Source organism: Ruegeria meonggei (assembly GCF_042768335.1).
Taxonomy (GTDB): domain Bacteria; phylum Pseudomonadota; class Alphaproteobacteria; order Rhodobacterales; family Rhodobacteraceae; genus Ruegeria; species Ruegeria meonggei.
Genome location: NZ_JAXHBT010000001.1, coordinates 3,426,776 through 3,444,756 on the forward strand (window position 1 = coordinate 3,426,776; position 17,981 = coordinate 3,444,756).

At 59.1% G+C, this 17,981-nt stretch carries 20 protein-coding genes; 13 read left to right on the plus strand and 7 right to left on the minus strand.

The window, feature by feature from the left end; translation table 11 throughout:
• Positions 1 to 8 precede the first annotated feature (8 nt).
• From SJY13_RS16985 to SJY13_RS16995, 3 genes are all read right to left on the minus strand, one after another.
• Entirely contained in the window at positions 9 to 1,586 is a 1,578-nt protein-coding gene (locus SJY13_RS16985; protein WP_377192539.1) for a gamma-glutamyltransferase family protein, read from the minus strand.
• Positions 1,587 to 1,800: 214 nt separating this feature from the next.
• Positions 1,801 to 2,241: an ATP-binding protein gene (locus tag SJY13_RS16990; protein ID WP_377192541.1), complete on the minus strand. Its 441-nt coding sequence runs from the start codon at positions 2,239 to 2,241 to the stop codon at positions 1,801 to 1,803.
• 32 nt (positions 2,242 to 2,273) lie between these two features.
• Entirely contained in the window at positions 2,274 to 2,612 is a 339-nt protein-coding gene (locus SJY13_RS16995) for an STAS domain-containing protein (protein ID WP_377192543.1), read from the minus strand.
• A 101-nt stretch (positions 2,613 to 2,713) separates the two neighbouring features.
• Here SJY13_RS16995 and SJY13_RS17000 point away from each other — a divergent pair, with 101 nt between their 5' ends.
• Both SJY13_RS17000 and SJY13_RS17005 read left to right on the plus strand, forming a co-directional pair.
• Positions 2,714 to 3,886 carry a thiolase family protein gene (locus SJY13_RS17000; protein WP_377192545.1) on the plus strand — a complete coding sequence of 391 codons (1,173 nt, stop codon included), beginning with the start codon at positions 2,714 to 2,716 and terminating at the stop codon, positions 3,884 to 3,886.
• A 54-nt stretch (positions 3,887 to 3,940) separates the two neighbouring features.
• Positions 3,941 to 4,393: a GAF domain-containing protein gene (locus SJY13_RS17005; RefSeq protein WP_377192547.1), complete on the plus strand. Its 453-nt coding sequence runs from the start codon at positions 3,941 to 3,943 to the stop codon at positions 4,391 to 4,393.
• Between the two features lie 3 nt (positions 4,394 to 4,396).
• On the opposite strand, the gene SJY13_RS17010 is transcribed toward SJY13_RS17005, so the two are convergent.
• Positions 4,397 to 4,741, minus strand: coding sequence for a DUF1294 domain-containing protein (locus SJY13_RS17010; RefSeq protein ID WP_377192549.1), 345 nt, complete (start codon positions 4,739 to 4,741; stop codon positions 4,397 to 4,399).
• Positions 4,742 to 4,797: 56 nt separating this feature from the next.
• On the opposite strand from SJY13_RS17010, the gene SJY13_RS17015 reads away from it, so the two are divergent.
• The 10 genes from SJY13_RS17015 to rarD all read left to right on the plus strand — a co-directional run bounded on the left by SJY13_RS17015 (position 4,798) and on the right by rarD (position 15,883).
• Positions 4,798 to 5,367 (plus strand): helix-turn-helix domain-containing protein, encoded by a 570-nt coding sequence (locus tag SJY13_RS17015; RefSeq protein WP_085823486.1) that lies wholly within the window; start codon positions 4,798 to 4,800, stop codon positions 5,365 to 5,367.
• Complete coding sequence (locus SJY13_RS17020) at positions 5,367 to 5,990, plus strand: LysE family translocator (RefSeq protein ID WP_377192551.1); 624 nt, start codon at positions 5,367 to 5,369, stop codon at positions 5,988 to 5,990. Before SJY13_RS17015 ends, SJY13_RS17020 begins: the two co-directional genes overlap by 1 nt.
• A 4-nt stretch (positions 5,991 to 5,994) precedes the next feature.
• Positions 5,995 to 6,375: a GFA family protein gene (locus SJY13_RS17025; RefSeq protein ID WP_085823369.1), complete on the plus strand. Its 381-nt coding sequence runs from the start codon at positions 5,995 to 5,997 to the stop codon at positions 6,373 to 6,375.
• 15 nt (positions 6,376 to 6,390) lie between these two features.
• A complete protein-coding gene (locus SJY13_RS17030) occupies positions 6,391 to 8,838 on the plus strand; it encodes a GcvT family protein (protein ID WP_377192553.1) in 2,448 nt (815 codons plus the stop codon).
• Positions 8,839 to 8,854: 16 nt separating this feature from the next.
• On the plus strand, positions 8,855 to 9,331 hold the full coding sequence (locus SJY13_RS17035; RefSeq protein WP_377192555.1) for a cupin domain-containing protein: 477 nt from the start codon (positions 8,855 to 8,857) through the stop codon (positions 9,329 to 9,331).
• Positions 9,332 to 9,343: 12 nt separating this feature from the next.
• Positions 9,344 to 10,396: an alcohol dehydrogenase catalytic domain-containing protein gene (locus SJY13_RS17040; RefSeq protein WP_377192557.1), complete on the plus strand. Its 1,053-nt coding sequence runs from the start codon at positions 9,344 to 9,346 to the stop codon at positions 10,394 to 10,396.
• A 12-nt stretch (positions 10,397 to 10,408) separates the two neighbouring features.
• A complete protein-coding gene (locus SJY13_RS17045) occupies positions 10,409 to 11,302 on the plus strand; it encodes a homocysteine S-methyltransferase family protein (RefSeq protein WP_377192559.1) in 894 nt (297 codons plus the stop codon).
• A 10-nt stretch (positions 11,303 to 11,312) separates the two neighbouring features.
• Positions 11,313 to 12,287 (plus strand): GlxA family transcriptional regulator, encoded by a 975-nt coding sequence (locus SJY13_RS17050; RefSeq protein ID WP_377192561.1) that lies wholly within the window; start codon positions 11,313 to 11,315, stop codon positions 12,285 to 12,287.
• A gap of 89 nt (positions 12,288 to 12,376) precedes the next feature.
• Positions 12,377 to 14,830, plus strand: coding sequence for a GcvT family protein (locus tag SJY13_RS17055; protein ID WP_377192563.1), 2,454 nt, complete (start codon positions 12,377 to 12,379; stop codon positions 14,828 to 14,830).
• Positions 14,831 to 14,977: 147 nt separating this feature from the next.
• Entirely contained in the window at positions 14,978 to 15,883 is a 906-nt protein-coding gene (gene rarD / locus SJY13_RS17060; RefSeq protein ID WP_377192565.1) for an EamA family transporter RarD, read from the plus strand.
• Here rarD and SJY13_RS17065 read toward each other — a convergent pair.
• Positions 15,874 to 16,578, minus strand: coding sequence for an SGNH/GDSL hydrolase family protein (locus SJY13_RS17065; RefSeq protein WP_377192567.1), 705 nt, complete (start codon positions 16,576 to 16,578; stop codon positions 15,874 to 15,876). The two genes, rarD and SJY13_RS17065, sit on opposite strands and share 10 nt — an antisense overlap.
• Before the next feature lie 2 nt (positions 16,579 to 16,580).
• Positions 16,581 to 16,991, minus strand: coding sequence for a nuclear transport factor 2 family protein (locus tag SJY13_RS17070; RefSeq protein WP_377192569.1), 411 nt, complete (start codon positions 16,989 to 16,991; stop codon positions 16,581 to 16,583).
• A 98-nt stretch (positions 16,992 to 17,089) separates the two neighbouring features.
• Between SJY13_RS17070 and SJY13_RS17075 the strand changes: the two genes are divergently transcribed.
• Positions 17,090 to 17,737, plus strand: coding sequence for an RluA family pseudouridine synthase (locus SJY13_RS17075; RefSeq protein WP_377192571.1), 648 nt, complete (start codon positions 17,090 to 17,092; stop codon positions 17,735 to 17,737).
• 2 nt (positions 17,738 to 17,739) lie between these two features.
• On the opposite strand, the gene SJY13_RS17080 is transcribed toward SJY13_RS17075, so the two are convergent.
• Positions 17,740 to 17,925, minus strand: coding sequence for a hypothetical protein (locus SJY13_RS17080; RefSeq protein WP_085823484.1), 186 nt, complete (start codon positions 17,923 to 17,925; stop codon positions 17,740 to 17,742).
• Positions 17,926 to 17,981: the final 56 nt, after the last annotated feature.

A 17,981-nucleotide genomic window follows, 5' to 3' on the forward strand; every position in this document is an offset into this window, starting at 1 on the left:
GGCACAGGTCAGTATCCAAGTGCACATCCGTCTTTTCGCGGGTCACTTGCCCCCATTAAAGTGCCGTTTTTGCAGATTCGGATCGCCTGTGCTCCACCCAACGGTGTTTCCGGTACTTCTACTTTGTGTCCAATATCGCCTAATTGTTGAGCGGTCATGCGCGAAATTTCCCGCTCCAGTTTTAATACACCCTTGTCGGCAAAAGCCCTTGGTGCATCGATGCTGGCCTGTAGGCCAAGACCGTGATCGACCATATTCGAGACAAACCGAGTGTGCCCGGTGGGTTGATATGCGCCGCCCATCACGCCGAATGGCATCAGGACGCGGCCATTTTGTTTCAACATTCCCGGAATGATTGTGTGCATGGGGCGTTTGCCGCCCGCCAGCTCGTTCGGATGTCCGGCCTGCAGCGTGAGCCCAGAGCCGCGGTTCTGTAGCAACAGCCCATATCTCTCGGACGCAATGCCAGAGCCGAAGCTGTGAAAAATCGAGTAAATCAGCGACACCGCCATCCTGTCCCGGTCGACTACGGTGATGTAAACGGTGTCCTTATGGATAGCCTCGGTCAACGGAGCAGCAGTTGGCATCGCGCGTTTTGGGTCGATCAAAGCGGCCAATTTGTCGGCCAGTTCCTGGTCCAGAAACCGATCCGCATGTGTCATGTGGTCGGGGTCAGCAATGAACCGGTTGCGCGCGTCATAGGCGAGTTTCGAGGCTTCGGCTTCGATATGGATACGTTCGGCCCCAAAGGGATCCATACTGGCAAGGTCGAAGTTCTTCAGGATGTTCAGCAATAAAATGGCTGTGGCACCCTGTCCGTTTGGGGGATGCTCAACCAGATCCAACCCCTGGTATTCCCCGCTGAGGGGCTGGGCTTCTGAGCATTTGGTGGCCAGAAAATCCCCGGCCGTATGTACGCCACCCAGTTGGGTGAGAGCACCGATCATGTCATCGGCAATTTCTCCGGAATAGAACGCGTCCCGGCCATTTCTGGCGATCTGGCGGAGAACTTCGGCCTGACCTGGCGCTCGGAAAACCTGACCAATTTCAGGTGCTTGGTCGCTGATCAAGTAATGTTTGCGCGCCGCGCCTTGCAGCGTCTGCACGGCGATCTTCCAATCAAGCGCCACTCTCGGGGCAACCGGGACGCCGGTTTCCGCATAGTGAATGGCGGGTTGCAGAAGAACGTCCAGACCCAGTTTGCCTTCGGTTTCAGCCAAATGGCAGAACGCATCGACCGCGCCGGGCACAGTCACCGCGTCCGCCGTATTCAGGGGCACTGCCGACAGCCCCCGCGACCGCAGCGTGTCTGCGTTTGTCGCCGAGGGCGCGCGGCCCGAGCCGTTCAGCGCGCGAATGTCATCTTCGCCCGCCCGATTGTACAAAACAAAGCAATCACCGCCCAATCCGGTCATCTGCGGTTCGCAAATCCCCAGAACAACGGCCCCCGCGATGGCGGCATCCATTGCGTTGCCGCCCCGAGCAAGAATGTCCACGGCCACCTTGGCCGCCAGGGGATGAGATGTGGCGCACATGCCTTCGGTCGCCAGAACTTCGGAACGGCCCGGTGTGTGAAAATCCCGCATGACGCTGTTCTTCCCTTATTGAACTCGCCGAAAGTATCGCGTGCTTTGCGGTTGTCCAGTCACATGAAGGGGAAGATCCTCGGCGCCGTTCACTGGGTGGGGGCTGTGACACGTGGCGCCGAGGGAAGCTATCTGAGCTACGAGTACATGTTTGACCGTCCTTTGCGGCGCGACAATGGTTCGATCTGGGCCTTATTATGACCTTTTCTTGCCGCTAAGGGGATTCCGGGAAGTCGAACCGCAGCGATAATCTGTTGCAACCTTCGCTGTGTTCATAGCGGATGTCACTGGTGAGTTCGTGAATCAGAAACCAGCCAAACCCGCCTTCGGGCAAGCCTTGGATGGTCGAACCCAAAGGTGCGGGAACGCCGTCTGGCACACGAAATCCCGGTAGGGGGTTGCCAGTGTCGGCAATCAGAATCTCCAGCCAGTTTTTGTGCAGACGGCATCGTACCTGGACTTTTGCAGGGGTGACGTCGGCATAGGCGTGTTCGACCACATTGTTGATTGCTTCAGCCAGTGCAATCTTTACATCGCTGGCCTTATGCGGCGGAAGGCCTTGCGTCTCAAGGCATTTGCTAAGCTGCGCAATCCCGGCGCTGGCCTCGGATTCCGTCGCTGCAAAGATCAAATCCAAACATTTGCCGTTACACATGGGCGTTGTGCCTATTCAGAGAAACAGAAAAGTCAGTCTGCCGTTGCCGACAAGGCGTCATCCAGCGTGGGGTACAGTTTGAACACCGTGTCCATGCGGGTCAGACGAAACACCTTTTCGACAAAAGGATGCAGCCCTGCCAAATCCAGCCTTCGGTCATTTCCAAGCTGTTTCATCGAGGCGACAATGGCACCCAACCCGCTGGAATCGATGAATTCGACGCTGGTCAGGTCCAGTACAACCCGCGTGGCGCCACCTTCGGCCTCGCTGCGCATGTCTTCCTTGAATTGTATCGCCATGGACGCATCAATCCGGTCCGCTTGAACCTTGATGATCTGGGTGGCGTCGGTTGTTGTGCTGGTCAGGGCCATGCGCGACGGTCCTTTAATCTGAAATCACTGGTAGAAATACGCTAGACGGCAATTCTTACCATTCGGTATCCATCGAACGGAAAACGAAGAGGAGCATCCAAATGAAGCAGGTCATTATCGCCGGAGCAGCGCGCACCCCCATGGGTGGGTTTCAGGGAATGTTCGACGGTGTTGCCGCGGCGGATCTGGGCGGTACCGCCATTCGCGCCGCCCTGGACGGTGCCGGAACTGATACTGTTGATGAGGTGCTGATGGGCTGCGTTCTGCCTGCCGGGCAGGGTCAGGCGCCGGCACGTCAGGCCGGGTTTGCCGGGGGGTTGGGCGAAGAGGTGCCTGCGACCACACTCAACAAGATGTGCGGGTCGGGCATGAAGGCGGCGATGATGGCCTTTGATCAGATCGCTTTGGGGTATGCCAATACGATGGTGGCCGGTGGGATGGAGAGCATGACCAACGCGCCATATCTGCTGCCCAAGATGCGCGGTGGGGCGCGCATTGGCCACGGTCAGGTGGTCGATCACATGTTTCTGGACGGGCTCGAGGACGCCTATGACAAAGGTCGCTTGATGGGCACCTTCGCCGAGGATTGCGCCGAGGCCTATCAGTTCACGCGCGAGGCGCAGGATGAATATGCGCTGCAATCGCTGTCCAATGCCCTGTCCGCGCAGGAAACCGGTGCGTTTGCAGATGAGATCGCGCCGGTCGTCACCCGGACCCGCAAGGGCGCGCTTCGTTTTGCCGAGGACGAACAACCCCAATCCGCGCGCCCGGACAAGATCCCGACGCTGAAACCAGCCTTTCGCAAGGACGGCACTGTCACGGCGGCGAATTCCTCGTCGATCTCAGACGGGGCGGCGGCTTTGGTTCTGGCCTCGGCGGAGGCGGCCGAAGCGCAGGGCCTGACCGTGCGCGCCCGGATCATGGGCCATGCCAGCCACGCGCAGGCACCGGGCCTGTTCACGACGGCTCCAGTCCCGGCAGTGCAAAAACTGCTGTCTCAGATCGGATGGGCGAAGGAAGAGGTCGACCTGTGGGAGGTCAACGAAGCCTTTGCCGTGGTGCCGATGGCTTTCATGCACGAAATGGGCCTGTCGCGGGACAAGGTGAATGTGAATGGTGGGGCCTGTGCGCTGGGCCATCCCATAGGGGCATCGGGTGCGCGGATCATGGTCACTTTGCTGAATGCACTGGAAAAGAGGGGCCTCAAACGCGGTGTTGCCGCCATCTGCATCGGCGGGGGCGAAGGCACGGCAATCGCCATCGAACGGGTTTGACGCCCCGTCTTTTTCGGCATACTCGAAAGGGGTTCTCTGCCGGAAAAGACACCCATGACTCTGGATTACAACACGCTTGCCAAAACCATCGCCGCACTGACCGAAGGTGAAACCGACGAGATCGCGTTGATGGCGACTGTTGCGTGCGAGGTGCATCATTCCGATACCCGCTTTGACTGGACCGGGTTCTATCGCGTGACCGCGCTCGAAACGCTGAAAATCGGCCCCTATCAGGGCGGCCACGGCTGTCTGGTGATCCCGTTTTCCCGCGGTGTCTGCGGTGCGGCGGCGCGCACAGGCGAGCCACAGCTGGTCCCGGATGTTGAGGCGTTTCCCGGCCATATCGCCTGTGCCACATCTACGCGGTCAGAGCTGGTTCTGCCGGTGCGGAATGCACAGGGAGAAATCTTTGCTGTGTTCGATATCGACAGCGATCAGCCAGACGCGTTTTGTCAGGACGATGCGGAAAAACTGGGCGCTATTTTGAATGCGGTGTTTGCGCGGTAGACACTATTGCGCCCATAGGCCGGGCATCTGGTCCAGGGTGACATAGCAGGCCGTGCCCTGAACCAGTACGATCGCAAACAGCCAGACCGTGAAACGGGTTTTGCAAGTCTTGTGGCCAAAAATCCACCGTCCCAACACCGCGCTGGGGCTGCCGCCCAAGGCAGCCAGCCACAATAATCGGCGCTCGGGCACACGCCGTTTGCGGCGTCTGGCCTGCATCTTGTCCCAGCCAAAGGCCAGCAATGTCAGACCGTTGACGGCCCACAGGTATATCACCGCAATCCACATGCCAGACGCATAGTCAAACCGGGCTACAGTTCCAAGTGAAAAAATCCTTGGAATTTTCACTGATTCGGGTCATCGTGAAAAAAGAAGACAAAATTTCACCATCGCCGGAGGACCCCGTGAACAGCCAAGCCCCGCATAGCGCAACACTCGGAGCCGATATCCGGGCCTTGCGCAAAGCCCGTGGGCTGACCCTGACCGAGATCGCCGAGCGGCTGAACCGGTCGGTCGGGTGGCTTAGTCAGGTTGAGCGGGACATGTCCGACCCCTCGATCTCGGACTTGCGGCAGATTGCCGAATGTCTGGGGGTGCCGATGTCGATGCTGTTTGCACATTCGGCGGCGCCTGCAGACGAACAAGGCTATATCGTCCGCGCGGGCGCGCGCCGTCCCATGGGGTCAGGCGACGAAGGGCTGATCGAAGAATTGCTTTCGCCCGATCTGAGTGATGATTTTGAGATGGTGCATTCCACGTTCAAGCCGCATTCGAAAATGCAAACGCCTGCAGATCGTCCCACTCAGGAGGTTGGTTATATGGTGTCTGGTCGTCTTGACCTGACGATCGGCGCGCGTAAGTTCTCGGTCGGGCCGGGCGACACGTTCCGCATCAAGAATGAGCCCTATCAATGGGCCAACCCTTATGATGAGCTTGCCGTGGCCGTCTGGGTCATTGCTCCGCCGGTGTACTGATGAGCTTTGAGGCCTGGACCATATTCGCGCTGTTCTGGGTGGTGTTTGTGACCACACCAGGGCCGAATGCGGTGAATTGCATCTCAAACGGGATGAGCCTGCCGTTTCCCAAGGCCATGCTGGGCGTTCTGGCAATCCTGACACAGGCCAGTGGCTTTTTGATCCTGTCGGCGCTGGGCGTGACGGCGTTGATCGCGACCTCGCCTACGGCGTTCTTTATTGCCAAGCTGATGGGCGCAGGGTTTCTGATCTGGCTCGGCGTGCGGGGGTGGATGAACGCAACCAAACCGGCGCCCGCGTCAGAACGACCCGCGCGCCACGTCTATCTGCACGCGCTGGCCGTCGCCACGATCAACCCCAAAAGCGTTGCGGGTTATCTGGCTGCGTTTTCGCAATTCGTGCAGCCCGACGTGCCGATCTGGCAGCAGATGACAGTGATCATGCCCACTGCGCTGGTTCTGACCACGCTCAGTTACACCGGATTTACGGTACTGGGTGCTGTGATGGGCAAGGCCGCCCTTGGGGCTGTTTTCAATACCTGGGTCCGTCGTGTCATGGCGACCTGTTTCATCATCTATGGCGTGTTGCTGGGGGCCAGTACCGCACCTTCAGCAAGAGGATAAATCAATGCATACCGGATCCTGCCTGTGCGGTGCTGTTGCATTTACCATCGATGGCACCCTTTCCCAGCCCTCGGCCTGCCATTGCGGTCAATGCCGAAAGCAATCGGGTCATGTTTGGGCCTCTACCTCGGCCCATCAGGACAAGCTGAGCTTTACGGCAAGTGACACACTTACCTGGTTCCGCGCGTCAGACATCGCTCGGCGCGGGTTCTGCAACGCCTGCGGGTCGTTCCTGTTCTGGCAGCACAATGACGAGGACACGATTTCGATTTCCATGGGCGCGCTGCGCGAGCCCACGGGCCTGAAACTCGCCCGGCACATCTTTGTGGCCGACAAGGGCGATTACTATGACATCACAGACGATCTGCCCCAAGAGGCACAGTAATAGGGATCAAGACACATGAGTGATTTTCCGACAAAAGCCCGCGTTGTCATCATCGGCGGCGGTGTGGTGGGGGCCTCCTCCCTTTTCCATCTGGCAAAAAAGGGCTGGACCGATTGCGTTCTGCTCGAAAAGAACGAACTGACCGCCGGATCGACATGGCACGCGGCGGGTAACGTACCTACTTTTTCGACCTCGTGGGCGATCATGAACATACAGCGCTATTCAACCGAGCTGTATTCGCGATTGGGCGAAGAGGTTGACTATCCGATGAATTACCATGTCTCGGGTTCACTCCGTTTGGCGCATAGCAAAGAACGGATGCAGGAGTTCGAACGCGCGATGGCGATGGGTCGCTATCAGGGTATTCCGATGGAAATGTGGACGCCGGACCAAGCGAAAGAGAACTATCCGTTCCTTGAAACCCATGACCTTGAAGGTGTGCTGTACGATCCGACCGATGGCGATATCGACCCTGCACAGCTGACACAGGCGCTGGCCAAAGGCGCCCGCGACATGGGCCAGAAGATCATCCGCTTTTGCCCGGCAACCAATGTGACGCAACATGACGACGGCACATGGACCGTGCACACCGATCAAGGCGACATCGCCTGTGACTATGTGGTAAACGCCGCCGGGTACTATGCGCAGCGTGTCGGCGAATGGTTCAAGCCTTATGGCGGCCGCACCGTGCCTGCGATGGTCATGAGCCATCAATACCTGCTGACCGACGAAATACCCGAAATCGAAGCCTGGTCCAAAGAGCACGGTGGCAAGCTGCCGCTGTTGCGCGACGTCGACATCTCTTACTACCTGCGGCAGGAAAAGAATGGCTACAACCTTGGTCCGTACGAGCCCAACTGCAAGGGCCATTGGATGACCGAGGATGACCCGATGCCTGAAGATTTCTCATTCCAGCTGTGGAATGACGATCTGGACCGGATCGAGGACATTGTCACCGACGCGATGGATCGGGTGCCGCTGATGGCCACCTCTGGCGTGGGCCGGGTGATCAACGGGCCGATCCCTTATGCACCGGACGGTCTGCCGCTGATCGGGCCGATGCCGGGTGTGAAGAACGCGTTTGAGGCGCACAGCTTTACCTTTGGCATCGCGCAGGGGGGCGGCGCAGGCAAGGTGCTGGCCGAATGGATCGTCGATGGTCACACCGAATGGGATATGTGGGCCGTCGATCCACGCCGGTACACCGACTATACCGATCAGGACTATTGCAACCAAAAAGGCATGGAGGTGTATGGCAATGAATACGCCATGCATTACCCCCATCATGAATGGCCTGCCGCGCGCGACAAAAAGCTGTCGCCGGTCCATGACAAGGTCAAAGAACAGGGCGGTGTGATGGGCGTCTATAATGGATGGGAGCGCGCCAACTGGTTCGCGCAGCCGGGCGACGACACGTCGCTTGAGGCCACGCATACCTGGGGCCGCGCGGGCCCGTGGGAGCAGCGCATCAAAGAAGAATGCGAGGCGGTGCGCGACCATTGCGGTGTACTCGATCTGCCAGGCTTTTCCCGTTTCATGGTCAAAGGTGACGGTGCAGCCGAGACGCTGCGCGGGCTGATCACTGGTGGGTTGCCCAAGATCGGTCGCATCAATCTGGTCTACATCTCGGACCAGCGCGGTCGCATCCTGACCGAAATGTCCTGCATCCGTCTGGGCGAGGACGAATTCATCATGATCACTGCGGCCACCGCGCAGTGGCACGATCGCGATATCCTGGTCAATGCGATGCCCGCGACCGTTTCGGTCAAGGACGTGACAACCACCCGCGACACCCTGATCGTGACCGGACCCAAATCGCGCGAGATCCTGTCAGGCCTGGCTGACGCGGATCTGTCCAGTGGTTGGCTGACGCACCAGTCTGCCACGGTTGCGGGCAAGCCTGCTTTCCTGATCCGTGTTTCCTTTGCTGGTGAGCTGGGCTGGGAGGTGCATGCGCTGAATGAAGACATGCCCGCGATCTATGACGCGATCCTTGATGCCGGGGCCAAACCGTTTGGGATGTATGCCCTAAATTCGCTGCGCATCGAAAAGGGTTACCGCGCGTGGAAGGGCGATCTGTCGACCGATTACTCGTTGCTGGAAGGCGGGTTGGAGCGTTTCGTCAAACTGGACAAGCCGCAGGATTTCCCGGGTAAGGCTGCGATCCTGAACGAAAAGCAGCAGGGGGCTAAAAAGGCCTTTGTGACGCTGACCGTCGATGCCGGTGATTGTGACGCGCCTTACATGTCCTGCATCTGGCAAAACGGCGAGATCGTGGGCGAGACCACGTCGGGGGCCTGGGGCTACCGCGTTGGCAAGTCCATCGCGCTGGGTATGATCAAGGCCGAACTGGCTAACCCGGGCGCCGAGCTTGAAGTGGAAATCTACGGTCAGAAATGCCGCGCTGTGGTAGAGAAAGACCAACCGCTTTGGGACCCTTCGAACGATCGGTTGCGCGCGTAACAGCGATGGAGACACCATGAGCTTGCGATATTCCAAACTGGGACCCGGTGAGGGTCCCAACTACGACTGGGAAAACGACCACACCTTCGTCAAGGTTTCCGGTCAGGATACGAATGGTGCTTACACGCTCATGGAAGACAACCTGAAGGCCAGCTTTGCGCTTGGCCTTCATCGTCATGACAGCCACGCCGAAACTTTCTATTTCCTCGAAGGGGAGGTGGATTTCTATGTCGATGGCGACTGGCATCGCTGTGGGGCGGGCACCACCATGCACGTTCCGTCGGGAGTACCGCATGCATGTCGTGTGGCCGGGGCGGCCCCGGCACGGATGTTGATGATCTTTCAGCCCTCGGGGTTTGACGGGTTCCTCTCCGAGATGGCGACGATGACCGAGGCGGACTTTGGGGATGAGACAAAGATGGCCACGCTGAACGTCCGCTATGACATCATACCCATGGGGCCGATTCCACCCCATCCAGACGATCAAAACTGAAGGCTGTTTGCGATGGTAGCTCCCAAACACATGTGTGGTGTCTACCTGACGCATCACGGCGGCCCCGAGGCGCTTGAATGGCGCGACGATATTCCGGTTCCTTCTCCGGGCCCCGGTCAGGTGTTGGTCCGGGTGGCGGCGGCCGGAGTGAACAACACCGATATCAATACGCGGGTCGGCTGGTATGCGTCCGAGGTAACCGGCGCAACCGATGCGGTTGATCAGAACGTTGATGCCGGAGGCTGGGGCGGTGCGTTGCATTTCCCGCGCATTCAGGGCGGCGACCTGTGTGGCATTGTCGAAAGCGCTGGGCCGGAGGCTGGGTTTCATCCCGGTCAGCGCGTGACCTGCCCAATCAACCTGCCACGCCCGCGACCGGGCAATCCGACTGGCTTCATCGCGCTGGGCTCGGAAATGGACGGGGCCTTTGCGCAATATTGCCTGGTCGAGGCACAGGATTTGTATGACGTGTCCGCGTCGCCGCTGTCAGACGTTGAGATTGCCGCTATCCCCTGCGCCTTTGGCACGGCCGAGAATCTGTTGACCCGCGCGGGCGTTACATCGGGACAGAACGTGCTGATTACCGGGGCCTCGGGCGGGGTTGGTCTGGCGGCTGTCCAACTGGCCGCGTTGCGCGGGGCCAGGGTTTGGGGCGTGACCAGCCCGATCAAGGCTGAGACTGTCGTCGGGCAAGGTGCCGTCGGAACCTTTGACCGGACCGCGCCCTTGCCTGCGGACAGGTTTGATGCAGTGATCGACGTTGTAGGCGGACCCGCCTGGGCTGGCCTGATCCTGGCGCTGAAACCGAGCGGGCACTATGCGGTCTCGGGCGCCATTGCTGGCCCGATGGTTCAGGCCGATCTGCGCGATATATATCTGCGCGACATCACCATTCACGGCTGCACCCATCAGGCGCTTGAGGTTTTCGGACGGTTGGTTGAGCTGATGAATGCCGGGCGGATCAGGCCTTTGGTCTCGAAAACCTACCCATTGAAAGACATCTCGGTTGCGCAGCAGGATTTCCAATCCAAGGCATTGCCGGGAAAACTTGTTCTGATCCCCTGAGGAGGCTGAAACATGGCAGATATCACCCTTCTGGACGGTTCCATCGGGCAGGAACTGGTCAAACTGTGCGGTGACAGCCCCACGCCGCTGTGGTCGACCCAAGTGATGATCGACCAACCGGATCTTGTGGGCGATGTTCACCGGGCATACTTTCAGCGTGGCGCGACGGTTGCCACCACCAACACCTATGCCGTCCACCGGTCACGTCTGGTGCGTGAGGGGATAGAAGATCAGCTTGCCAATCTGATCAACACGGCACTGTCGCAGGCCGAGCAGGCTCGCAACGCCACAGGTGGGCGCATCGCCGGGGCGCTCGGGCCGCTTCTTGCCTCGTACAGACCCGACCTGAAACCGGATGTGGACGAGGCCGCCGGGAAATTCGCCGAGCTTGTGGATCTGATGTCGGATCACGTCGATCTGTTCCTGATCGAAACCGTGTCGTCGGTACAAGAGGCCGAAGGGGCCATGCAGGGCACCGCGCAAGCGGGCAAACCGGTCTGGCTGGCGCTTTCGGTGATGGACGGTGATGGCACACGTCTGCGCTCGGGCGAGGCCCTGTCCGATATCGCACCAGTTGTGGCCCGTTATGCGCCCCAGGCCGTGTTGATCAATTGCACCCGACCCGAGGCCGTGCCGCCCGCATTGGAGATCATTGCACGGATGGGCCTACCATTTGGGGCCTATGCCAATGGCTTTACCGGGATTACCCAGGGCTTTCTGGAAGAGGCCCCAACCGTCGATGCACTGCAACAACGTCTCGATCTTGGACCCGATGCTTATGCGGATCACGCCATGCGATGGGTGGAACAGGGCGCTACTATTGTTGGCGGCTGTTGTGAGGTCGGTCCCGACCATATCCAGACACTGGCCCAGCGGTTGCGCGCCGCCGGGCATCGCATCGTCTGAGGCGCGGATGATGCGGAAACCCAAAGAAAATTTGCCGGGCATGGTTCAGACCCATTTCGATATCGTGGTCGCACCGGGCTATGTGCTACTGGAGCTGGCCTCGCTGGTCGAGGTGTTGCGGCTGGCCAATCGCGTCTGCCCCAGCCCACCCTTCACCTTTACATATCGGTCCCTTAAGGGCGGCCCGGTTGCCAGCAGCAGTGATGCAACTGTCCAGACCGAGCGGATTCCATCCCACCCCAAGGCCGATTACCTGTTTGTGGTTGGCAACACCGATCCGGATCATCCCGACTTGTCCCTGGGGCGGGTGGTTTCCGATTATACATTCCGCGATGCGCAGGTGGTTTTGCTGGCCGAAGCCGCCAGCCGTTACATCGACGAACGCGGCACCGCCGATATGGCAACCCACTGGGAAAACGCCTCTTTCCTGCGTGAACGTGGCGCCCGCTTCGAGGCCAAGCTGTCGATTGCTACCGAACAGGGCTCTGTTGTGACCTGTGCCGGGATGGGGGCGACGACGGATGTTGCGCTGGCCATCATCGGTCGCCATATCTCGGGGCCGGCCAAGATGACGGTTGCCGATATCATGCTGCACGAAAACATCCGCGACTTTTCGTCGATGCAGCCGTTTTCGGGGGCGCAACTGACGGCGACAGGGGATGCCAAGCTGGATCAGTGCATCAAGCTGATGCAGGCCAACATCGAAGACCCGCTGCCGATTCAACAGATTGTCGAAGCACTGCACCTGTCGAACCGTTCGCTTGAGCGTAAGTTCAAGACTTTCTTCGGCACCACGCCGAACGGCTTTTATCGTGAGATGCGCCTGGCCAAGGCCAATAACCTGTTGTTGAACACCACGATCAGCGTCCGGGAAATCGGGCTGGCCTGTGGATTTCCCAACGGATTCTCGTCGGTTTACAAAAGCTTTTTCGGTGTCACGCCCTTTGTACTGCGGCGGGAAAAACGGGCCGCATCACATCGGTGAAAATCGCCACTGCCTTGACGTTTTTGGTGCATTTATTGTCGATCTTCCATGGCATTTTGCCCCAAACCTGACATAGCGGAGATTTCAGGATGGTTGATCTTCCCAGCAAGGCCCGAGTGGTCATCATCGGCGGCGGCGTCATCGGATGTTCGGTCGCGTATCATCTGACCAAAAAGGGGTGGAGCGACGTTGTGCTGTTGGAGCGTAAGCAGCTGACCAGTGGCACGACATGGCATGCGGCGGGTTTGATCGCTCAGCTGCGGGCCACCGCCAACATGACCAAACTGGCAAAATACAGTCAGGAACTTTACGGAGCGCTTGAGGCTGAGACCGGCGTTGCCACCGGGTTCAAACGCTGTGGGTCGATCACCGTCGCCCTGACCGAAGAGCGCAAAGAAGAGATCTATCGCCAGGCCGCTATGGCCCGCGCCTTTGGGGTCGAGGTTGAAGAGATTTCAAACGAACGGGTGCAGGAACTGTATCCCCATCTGAACATCGAAGACGTCAAGGGCGCGGTGTATCTGCCACTGGACGGGCAGGGCGATCCGGCAAATATCGCCCTGGCCCTGGCCAAAGGGGCAAGACAGCGTGGCGGCATCGTAAAAGAACGGACAAAAGTCACCGATATCGTCAAGCAGGGTCGCAAAGTGACCGGCGTGGACTGGATGGCCGATGATGGCAGCGCATCCGGTCATATCGAATGCGACATGGTGGTGAACTGCGCTGGCATGTGGGGACATGAGGTCGGTCGGATGGCCGGTTCAAATGTGCCTTTGCACGCGTGCGAGCATTTTTACATTGTCACCGAGGGCATCGACGGTCTGGCCCAACTACCGGTGCTTCGGGTTCCTGATGAATGTGCGTATTACAAGGAAGACGCAGGCAAAATCCTGTTGGGGGCGTTTGAACCCAATGCGAAACCCTGGGCGGCAGAGGGTATTCCGGACAGTTTTGAGTTTGACCAGCTGCCCGAAGACTTTGACCATTTCGAACCAATTCTCGAGGCTGCCTGTAACCGGATGCCCATGTTGGCCGAGGCGGGGATTCATACGTTCTTCAACGGTCCCGAATCCTTTACCCCGGATGACGCTTACCATCTGGGCCTGGCACCTGAGATGGACAATGTCTGGGTGGCTGCTGGGTTCAACTCGATCGGAATTCAGTCCGCTGGTGGCGCGGGCATGGCGCTGGCAGAATGGATGGATGCGGGTGCGAAACCCTTCGATCTGGGCGATGTCGATATCAGCCGGATGCAACCGTTTCAGGGCAACAAAAAGTACTTGTTCGAGCGGTCGAAAGAGACGCTGGGACTGCTATACGCGGATCACTACCCCTATCGTCAAAAGGCCACCGCGCGCGGCGTGCGCCGAACGCCGTTCCACCACCACCTGTTAGAACAGGGCGCGGTTATGGGCGAGCTGGCAGGGTGGGAACGTGCCAACTGGTTTGCGAATGAGGGGCAGGAGCGCGAGTACCAATACAGCTGGAAACGTCAGAACTGGTTCGAAAACTCTGCCGCCGAACATCGCGCCGTGCGTGAGAATGTCGGCATGTACGACATGTCATCGTTCGGAAAAATTCGCGTCGAAGGGCCGGATGCCGAAAGGTTCATGAACTACATCGGCGGCGGCGATTACGCAGTGCCCAATGGCAAAATCGTCTATACGCAATTCCTCAACCGCACCGGGGGGATTGAGGCAGACGTAACGGTCACCCGCCTGACAGAAACCTCGTATCTGGTTGTGACACCTGCGGCGACCCGTCTGGCAGATCAGACCTGGATGATGCGCAATGCAGGCGATTTCAATGTGGTGATCACGGATGTCACTGCAGGCGAAGGTGTTCTGGCGGTCATGGGGCCGAACGCGCGGGCATTGTTGGAAAAAGTCTCACCCGCTGATTTTTCGAACACCTCCAACCCGTTTGGTACAGCACAAGAGATCGAGATCGGTATGGGCCTTACGCGTGTGCATCGGGTCACATATGTGGGCGAGCTTGGGTGGGAGGTCTATGTCTCATCGGATATGGCCGGACACGTGTTCGAAACGCTGCACGAGGCCGGGCAGGATATGGATCTGAAGCTGTGCGGTATGCACATGATGGACAGCTGCCGGATTGAAAAAGGCTTCCGTCACTTTGGGCACGACATCACTTGCGAAGACCATGTGGTCGACGCAGGGCTTGGTTTTGCGGTCAAGGTTGATAAGGGCTGCGACTTTATCGGACGCGAGGCGGTGATTGCGCGCAAAGAAAGCGGACCCAAGAACCGCTTGGTGCAGTTCAAACTGACCACTCCGGAGCCGCTGTTGTTTCACAATGAACCCATCGTGCGGAACGGCGAGTATGTCGGCTATTTGAGCTCAGGCAATTACGGTCACACGTTGGGTGGCGCCGTTGGCCTGGGCTATGTGCCCTGCGAGGGCGAAAAGGCAGCGGATGTGCTGGCCTCGACCTATGAGATCGACGTGTGCGGTGTGAAGATTAAGGCCGAAGCCTCGCTAAAGCCAATGTATGACCCCAAGTCAGAGCGAGTGAAGGTCTAATCCAATTGTCGGGGCGCTGACGCGCCCCGGCTCGATTGTTTTTGGGGCGACATATCAGAATTGCTGATGGCCCTCTTCACAGTTTTCGCAGTTCCCAATCCGGTCAGATTTGCCGTAAAGACGAACGGAACAAGCCGGAGGCCTGCCATGGCAGACGCATCAACACCCGCCCAATCCTCCGATACGCCAAAAGGGTTGGCCTTGGCGGTCACCGCCTATGTCCTGTGGGGATTCCTGCCGCTTTATATGAAGGCCATGGCGCATATCGGCCCGGTTGAGATTGTGGCGCATCGGATCATCTGGTCCGTGCCTTTGGCGGGGCTTTTGTTGATTGCGCTGGGGCGGACACGGGACCTGAGGGCTGCTTTACGTGATCCCAAGATGTTGGGGATGGCCTGCCTGACGGCGGCGCTGATTTCGGTGAACTGGGCTATTTATGTCTGGGCGATTGCCAGTGGCAATGCTTTGGATGCAGCGCTGGGCTATTACATCAATCCGTTGTTTAGTATTGCGCTTGGATCACTCCTGCTACGCGAGCCGTTGAACAAAACGCAGATGGTTGCGGTCGGGCTGGCTGCGATGGGTGTGCTGGTTCTTGTGGTGCAGGCCGGAAGCCTGCCATGGGCAGCGCTTGGGTTGATGCTCAGCTGGGGTTTCTATGCGTTTTTCAAGCGGTCGCTTCCCATCGGCCCCAACCAGGGGTTTCTGTTGGAGGTGCTGATCCTGCTGATCCCGGCGTTGGCCTATGTGACATGGCTGGGGGCGCAGGGGTCAGGGCATTTTGGACTGGTTGCCGAGGACACCCTGTTGCTGGCAGGGGCAGGCATCGTGACGGCAGTACCGTTGCTGGTCTATGCCAACGGTGCCAAACTGGTGCGCCTTTCGACCATGGGTATTCTGCAGTACATTGCCCCAACTATGATCTTCATCACCGCCATTGCTGTCTTTGGAGAGCAGATCGACCGGGGTCGCATGATTGCATTCCCGCTGATTTGGGCGGCTTTGGTCGTGTATTCAATCCCGATGATCCGGCAGATGCGGGCTCAGGCCTGACGCATCAGGCGCGCGGCTTCATCGGCCCAGATGGCATAGGTTCTTGGACTGGGATGATACCCGTCTGGTGCGGCAAGTGCCGGGTCGTCCGGCAGGTCCAGCGACAGGTGTCGGGCCTGAGGGAACCCGGCTACGACTTGCATTAGCCCCTGATCCAATCGCGCGGCCTGTCGTCCCAGAACCCAGGCAAGCGGATGCGGTAAAGCGGGAAAGCGGTTCATTTGAGGCACCGCGGTGACAACAACCCGCCGCACACCCAATTGCGTGGTCAAAAGACCCAGCAATCGAGTCTGACGGGCGACAAAGCGCGCATGTGTCACGCCCCGGGTCACGTCATTCACGCCAAGGGCCGTAAGGGCCATATCGAACTGTCCGGTCAAGCCGTGCAAGCGGTCAATCGTGTCCTGCGTGGTGTGCCCCGTCGTGGCCTCAAGCTGCCATTCGACAGTGTAGTGCTTCGCCAACCGGGCAACCAAATGGCCCGACAGCGCCTGCGCTTGTGTACCAGCACCAACGCCGGCGGCCGAACTGTCACCGGCAATCAGCAGGCGCAGCCGGGGTCCGCGCCCGACGCGCCCTTCGCGCGGACCAATGGGTTCAGGCAGCAACTGGGCCTTGCGGCGCACCGACAGGCCCTGTGCCGCCAGAACCGGCAGCAGCGGCACGCGCAACAGCTGATCGGCGGCAACAGGCATGGTCAGCTCAGCGCATCTTTGAACTTGAGGAACCGCGCGTCGGTTGTGACCCGAGCCATCATCGCATCGCGTAGCGCGCCGATGGATTTGTACGGACGCATGGCCACTTCAAACTCTTGAATCAGGCCGTCGTCGTTCAGAGTGATCAGGTCGACCCCGACAGCGTCCAGATCCCCGATCTTGCATTGAAACTCCAGCGCCCAATCGTTGCCCTCGCCCATAATGCGGCGATAGCGGAAATCGGAAAACACCTGTCCCACATGGCCCAGAACAGCTGCGACCGGTGCGCGGCCTGTCCAGGTGCTGTAATAGGTCGGCGGGGAAAACCGCACATCTTCCGCCAGTAGGTCATGGATCAGGTTTTCATCGCCTTTTGCGACAACTTCCTGCATGCGTTCGATTGTGGGGTGCATGGTCTTTCCTTCCGCTTTGGGTTTGAGCTTTGCCGACCAGATACGCGCAGGCAAGCCCGACGTTGCGGGAGGCAGCGCGCTGCGATAGGCAGGCGCGCATGAGCGAGACCTATGATCCCCCGAAAACACCCTTGGACGTGTTGCACGAAGATGCGAGCCTGATCGTGGTGAACAAGCCCTCGGGGCTGCTGTCTGTGCCGGGGCGCGGAGAGCATCTGGCCGATTGCCTGCTGAACCGTGTACAGGCGGCCTTTCCGCAGGCGCTGCTGGTGCACCGACTGGATCGGGACACGTCCGGCGTCATAGTCTTTGCCCAAACGCCGCATGCACAGCGACATCTGGGTCTACAATTCGAAAAGCGCCAGACCCGCAAAACCTACGTTGCCCGGGTCTTGGGGCGGGTTGCGGAAAAAACCGGAACTGTGGATTTGCCCCTGATCGTTGATTGGCCCAACCGCCCGCGTCAGATGGTATGCCATGAAACGGGGAAGTCCGCGGTCACAGATTGGCGGGTGGTAAAACTTGAGAGTGAGACAACGCGCCTGCGACTGTTTCCAAAGACAGGCCGGTCGCACCAGCTGCGCGTACATATGCTGGCGCTGGGCCACCCGATCCTGGGTGACCCGTTTTATGCCGAGGGCGCGGCGCGTGACTATCCCCGCCTAATGCTGCATTCCGAGGAACTGCGCCTGAAGAACCCCGAAGGCGGCGTTTCGATGAAGTTCCGCGCCACACCTGATTTCTGATCTTAGGTCGCGCTGGTCCACAACATCTTCAGATTGCCCAATGAAAAACGCTTCCTTCGGGTCCTGGGGGCGCAGGGTTGACGGCTCGCCATGATCTCGCGTTCGATCTCAAATGCGCGCAAGCTGTGGTCCTGTGCCCAGCGGCCTAGTTTCAGGGTCATCATCACGTGATTGTCGAGGCTAGGCATGGTGTTCTCCTTTTGCGTTATAGACCCAGTCTCAACCATCACTGCTGACACCCCCT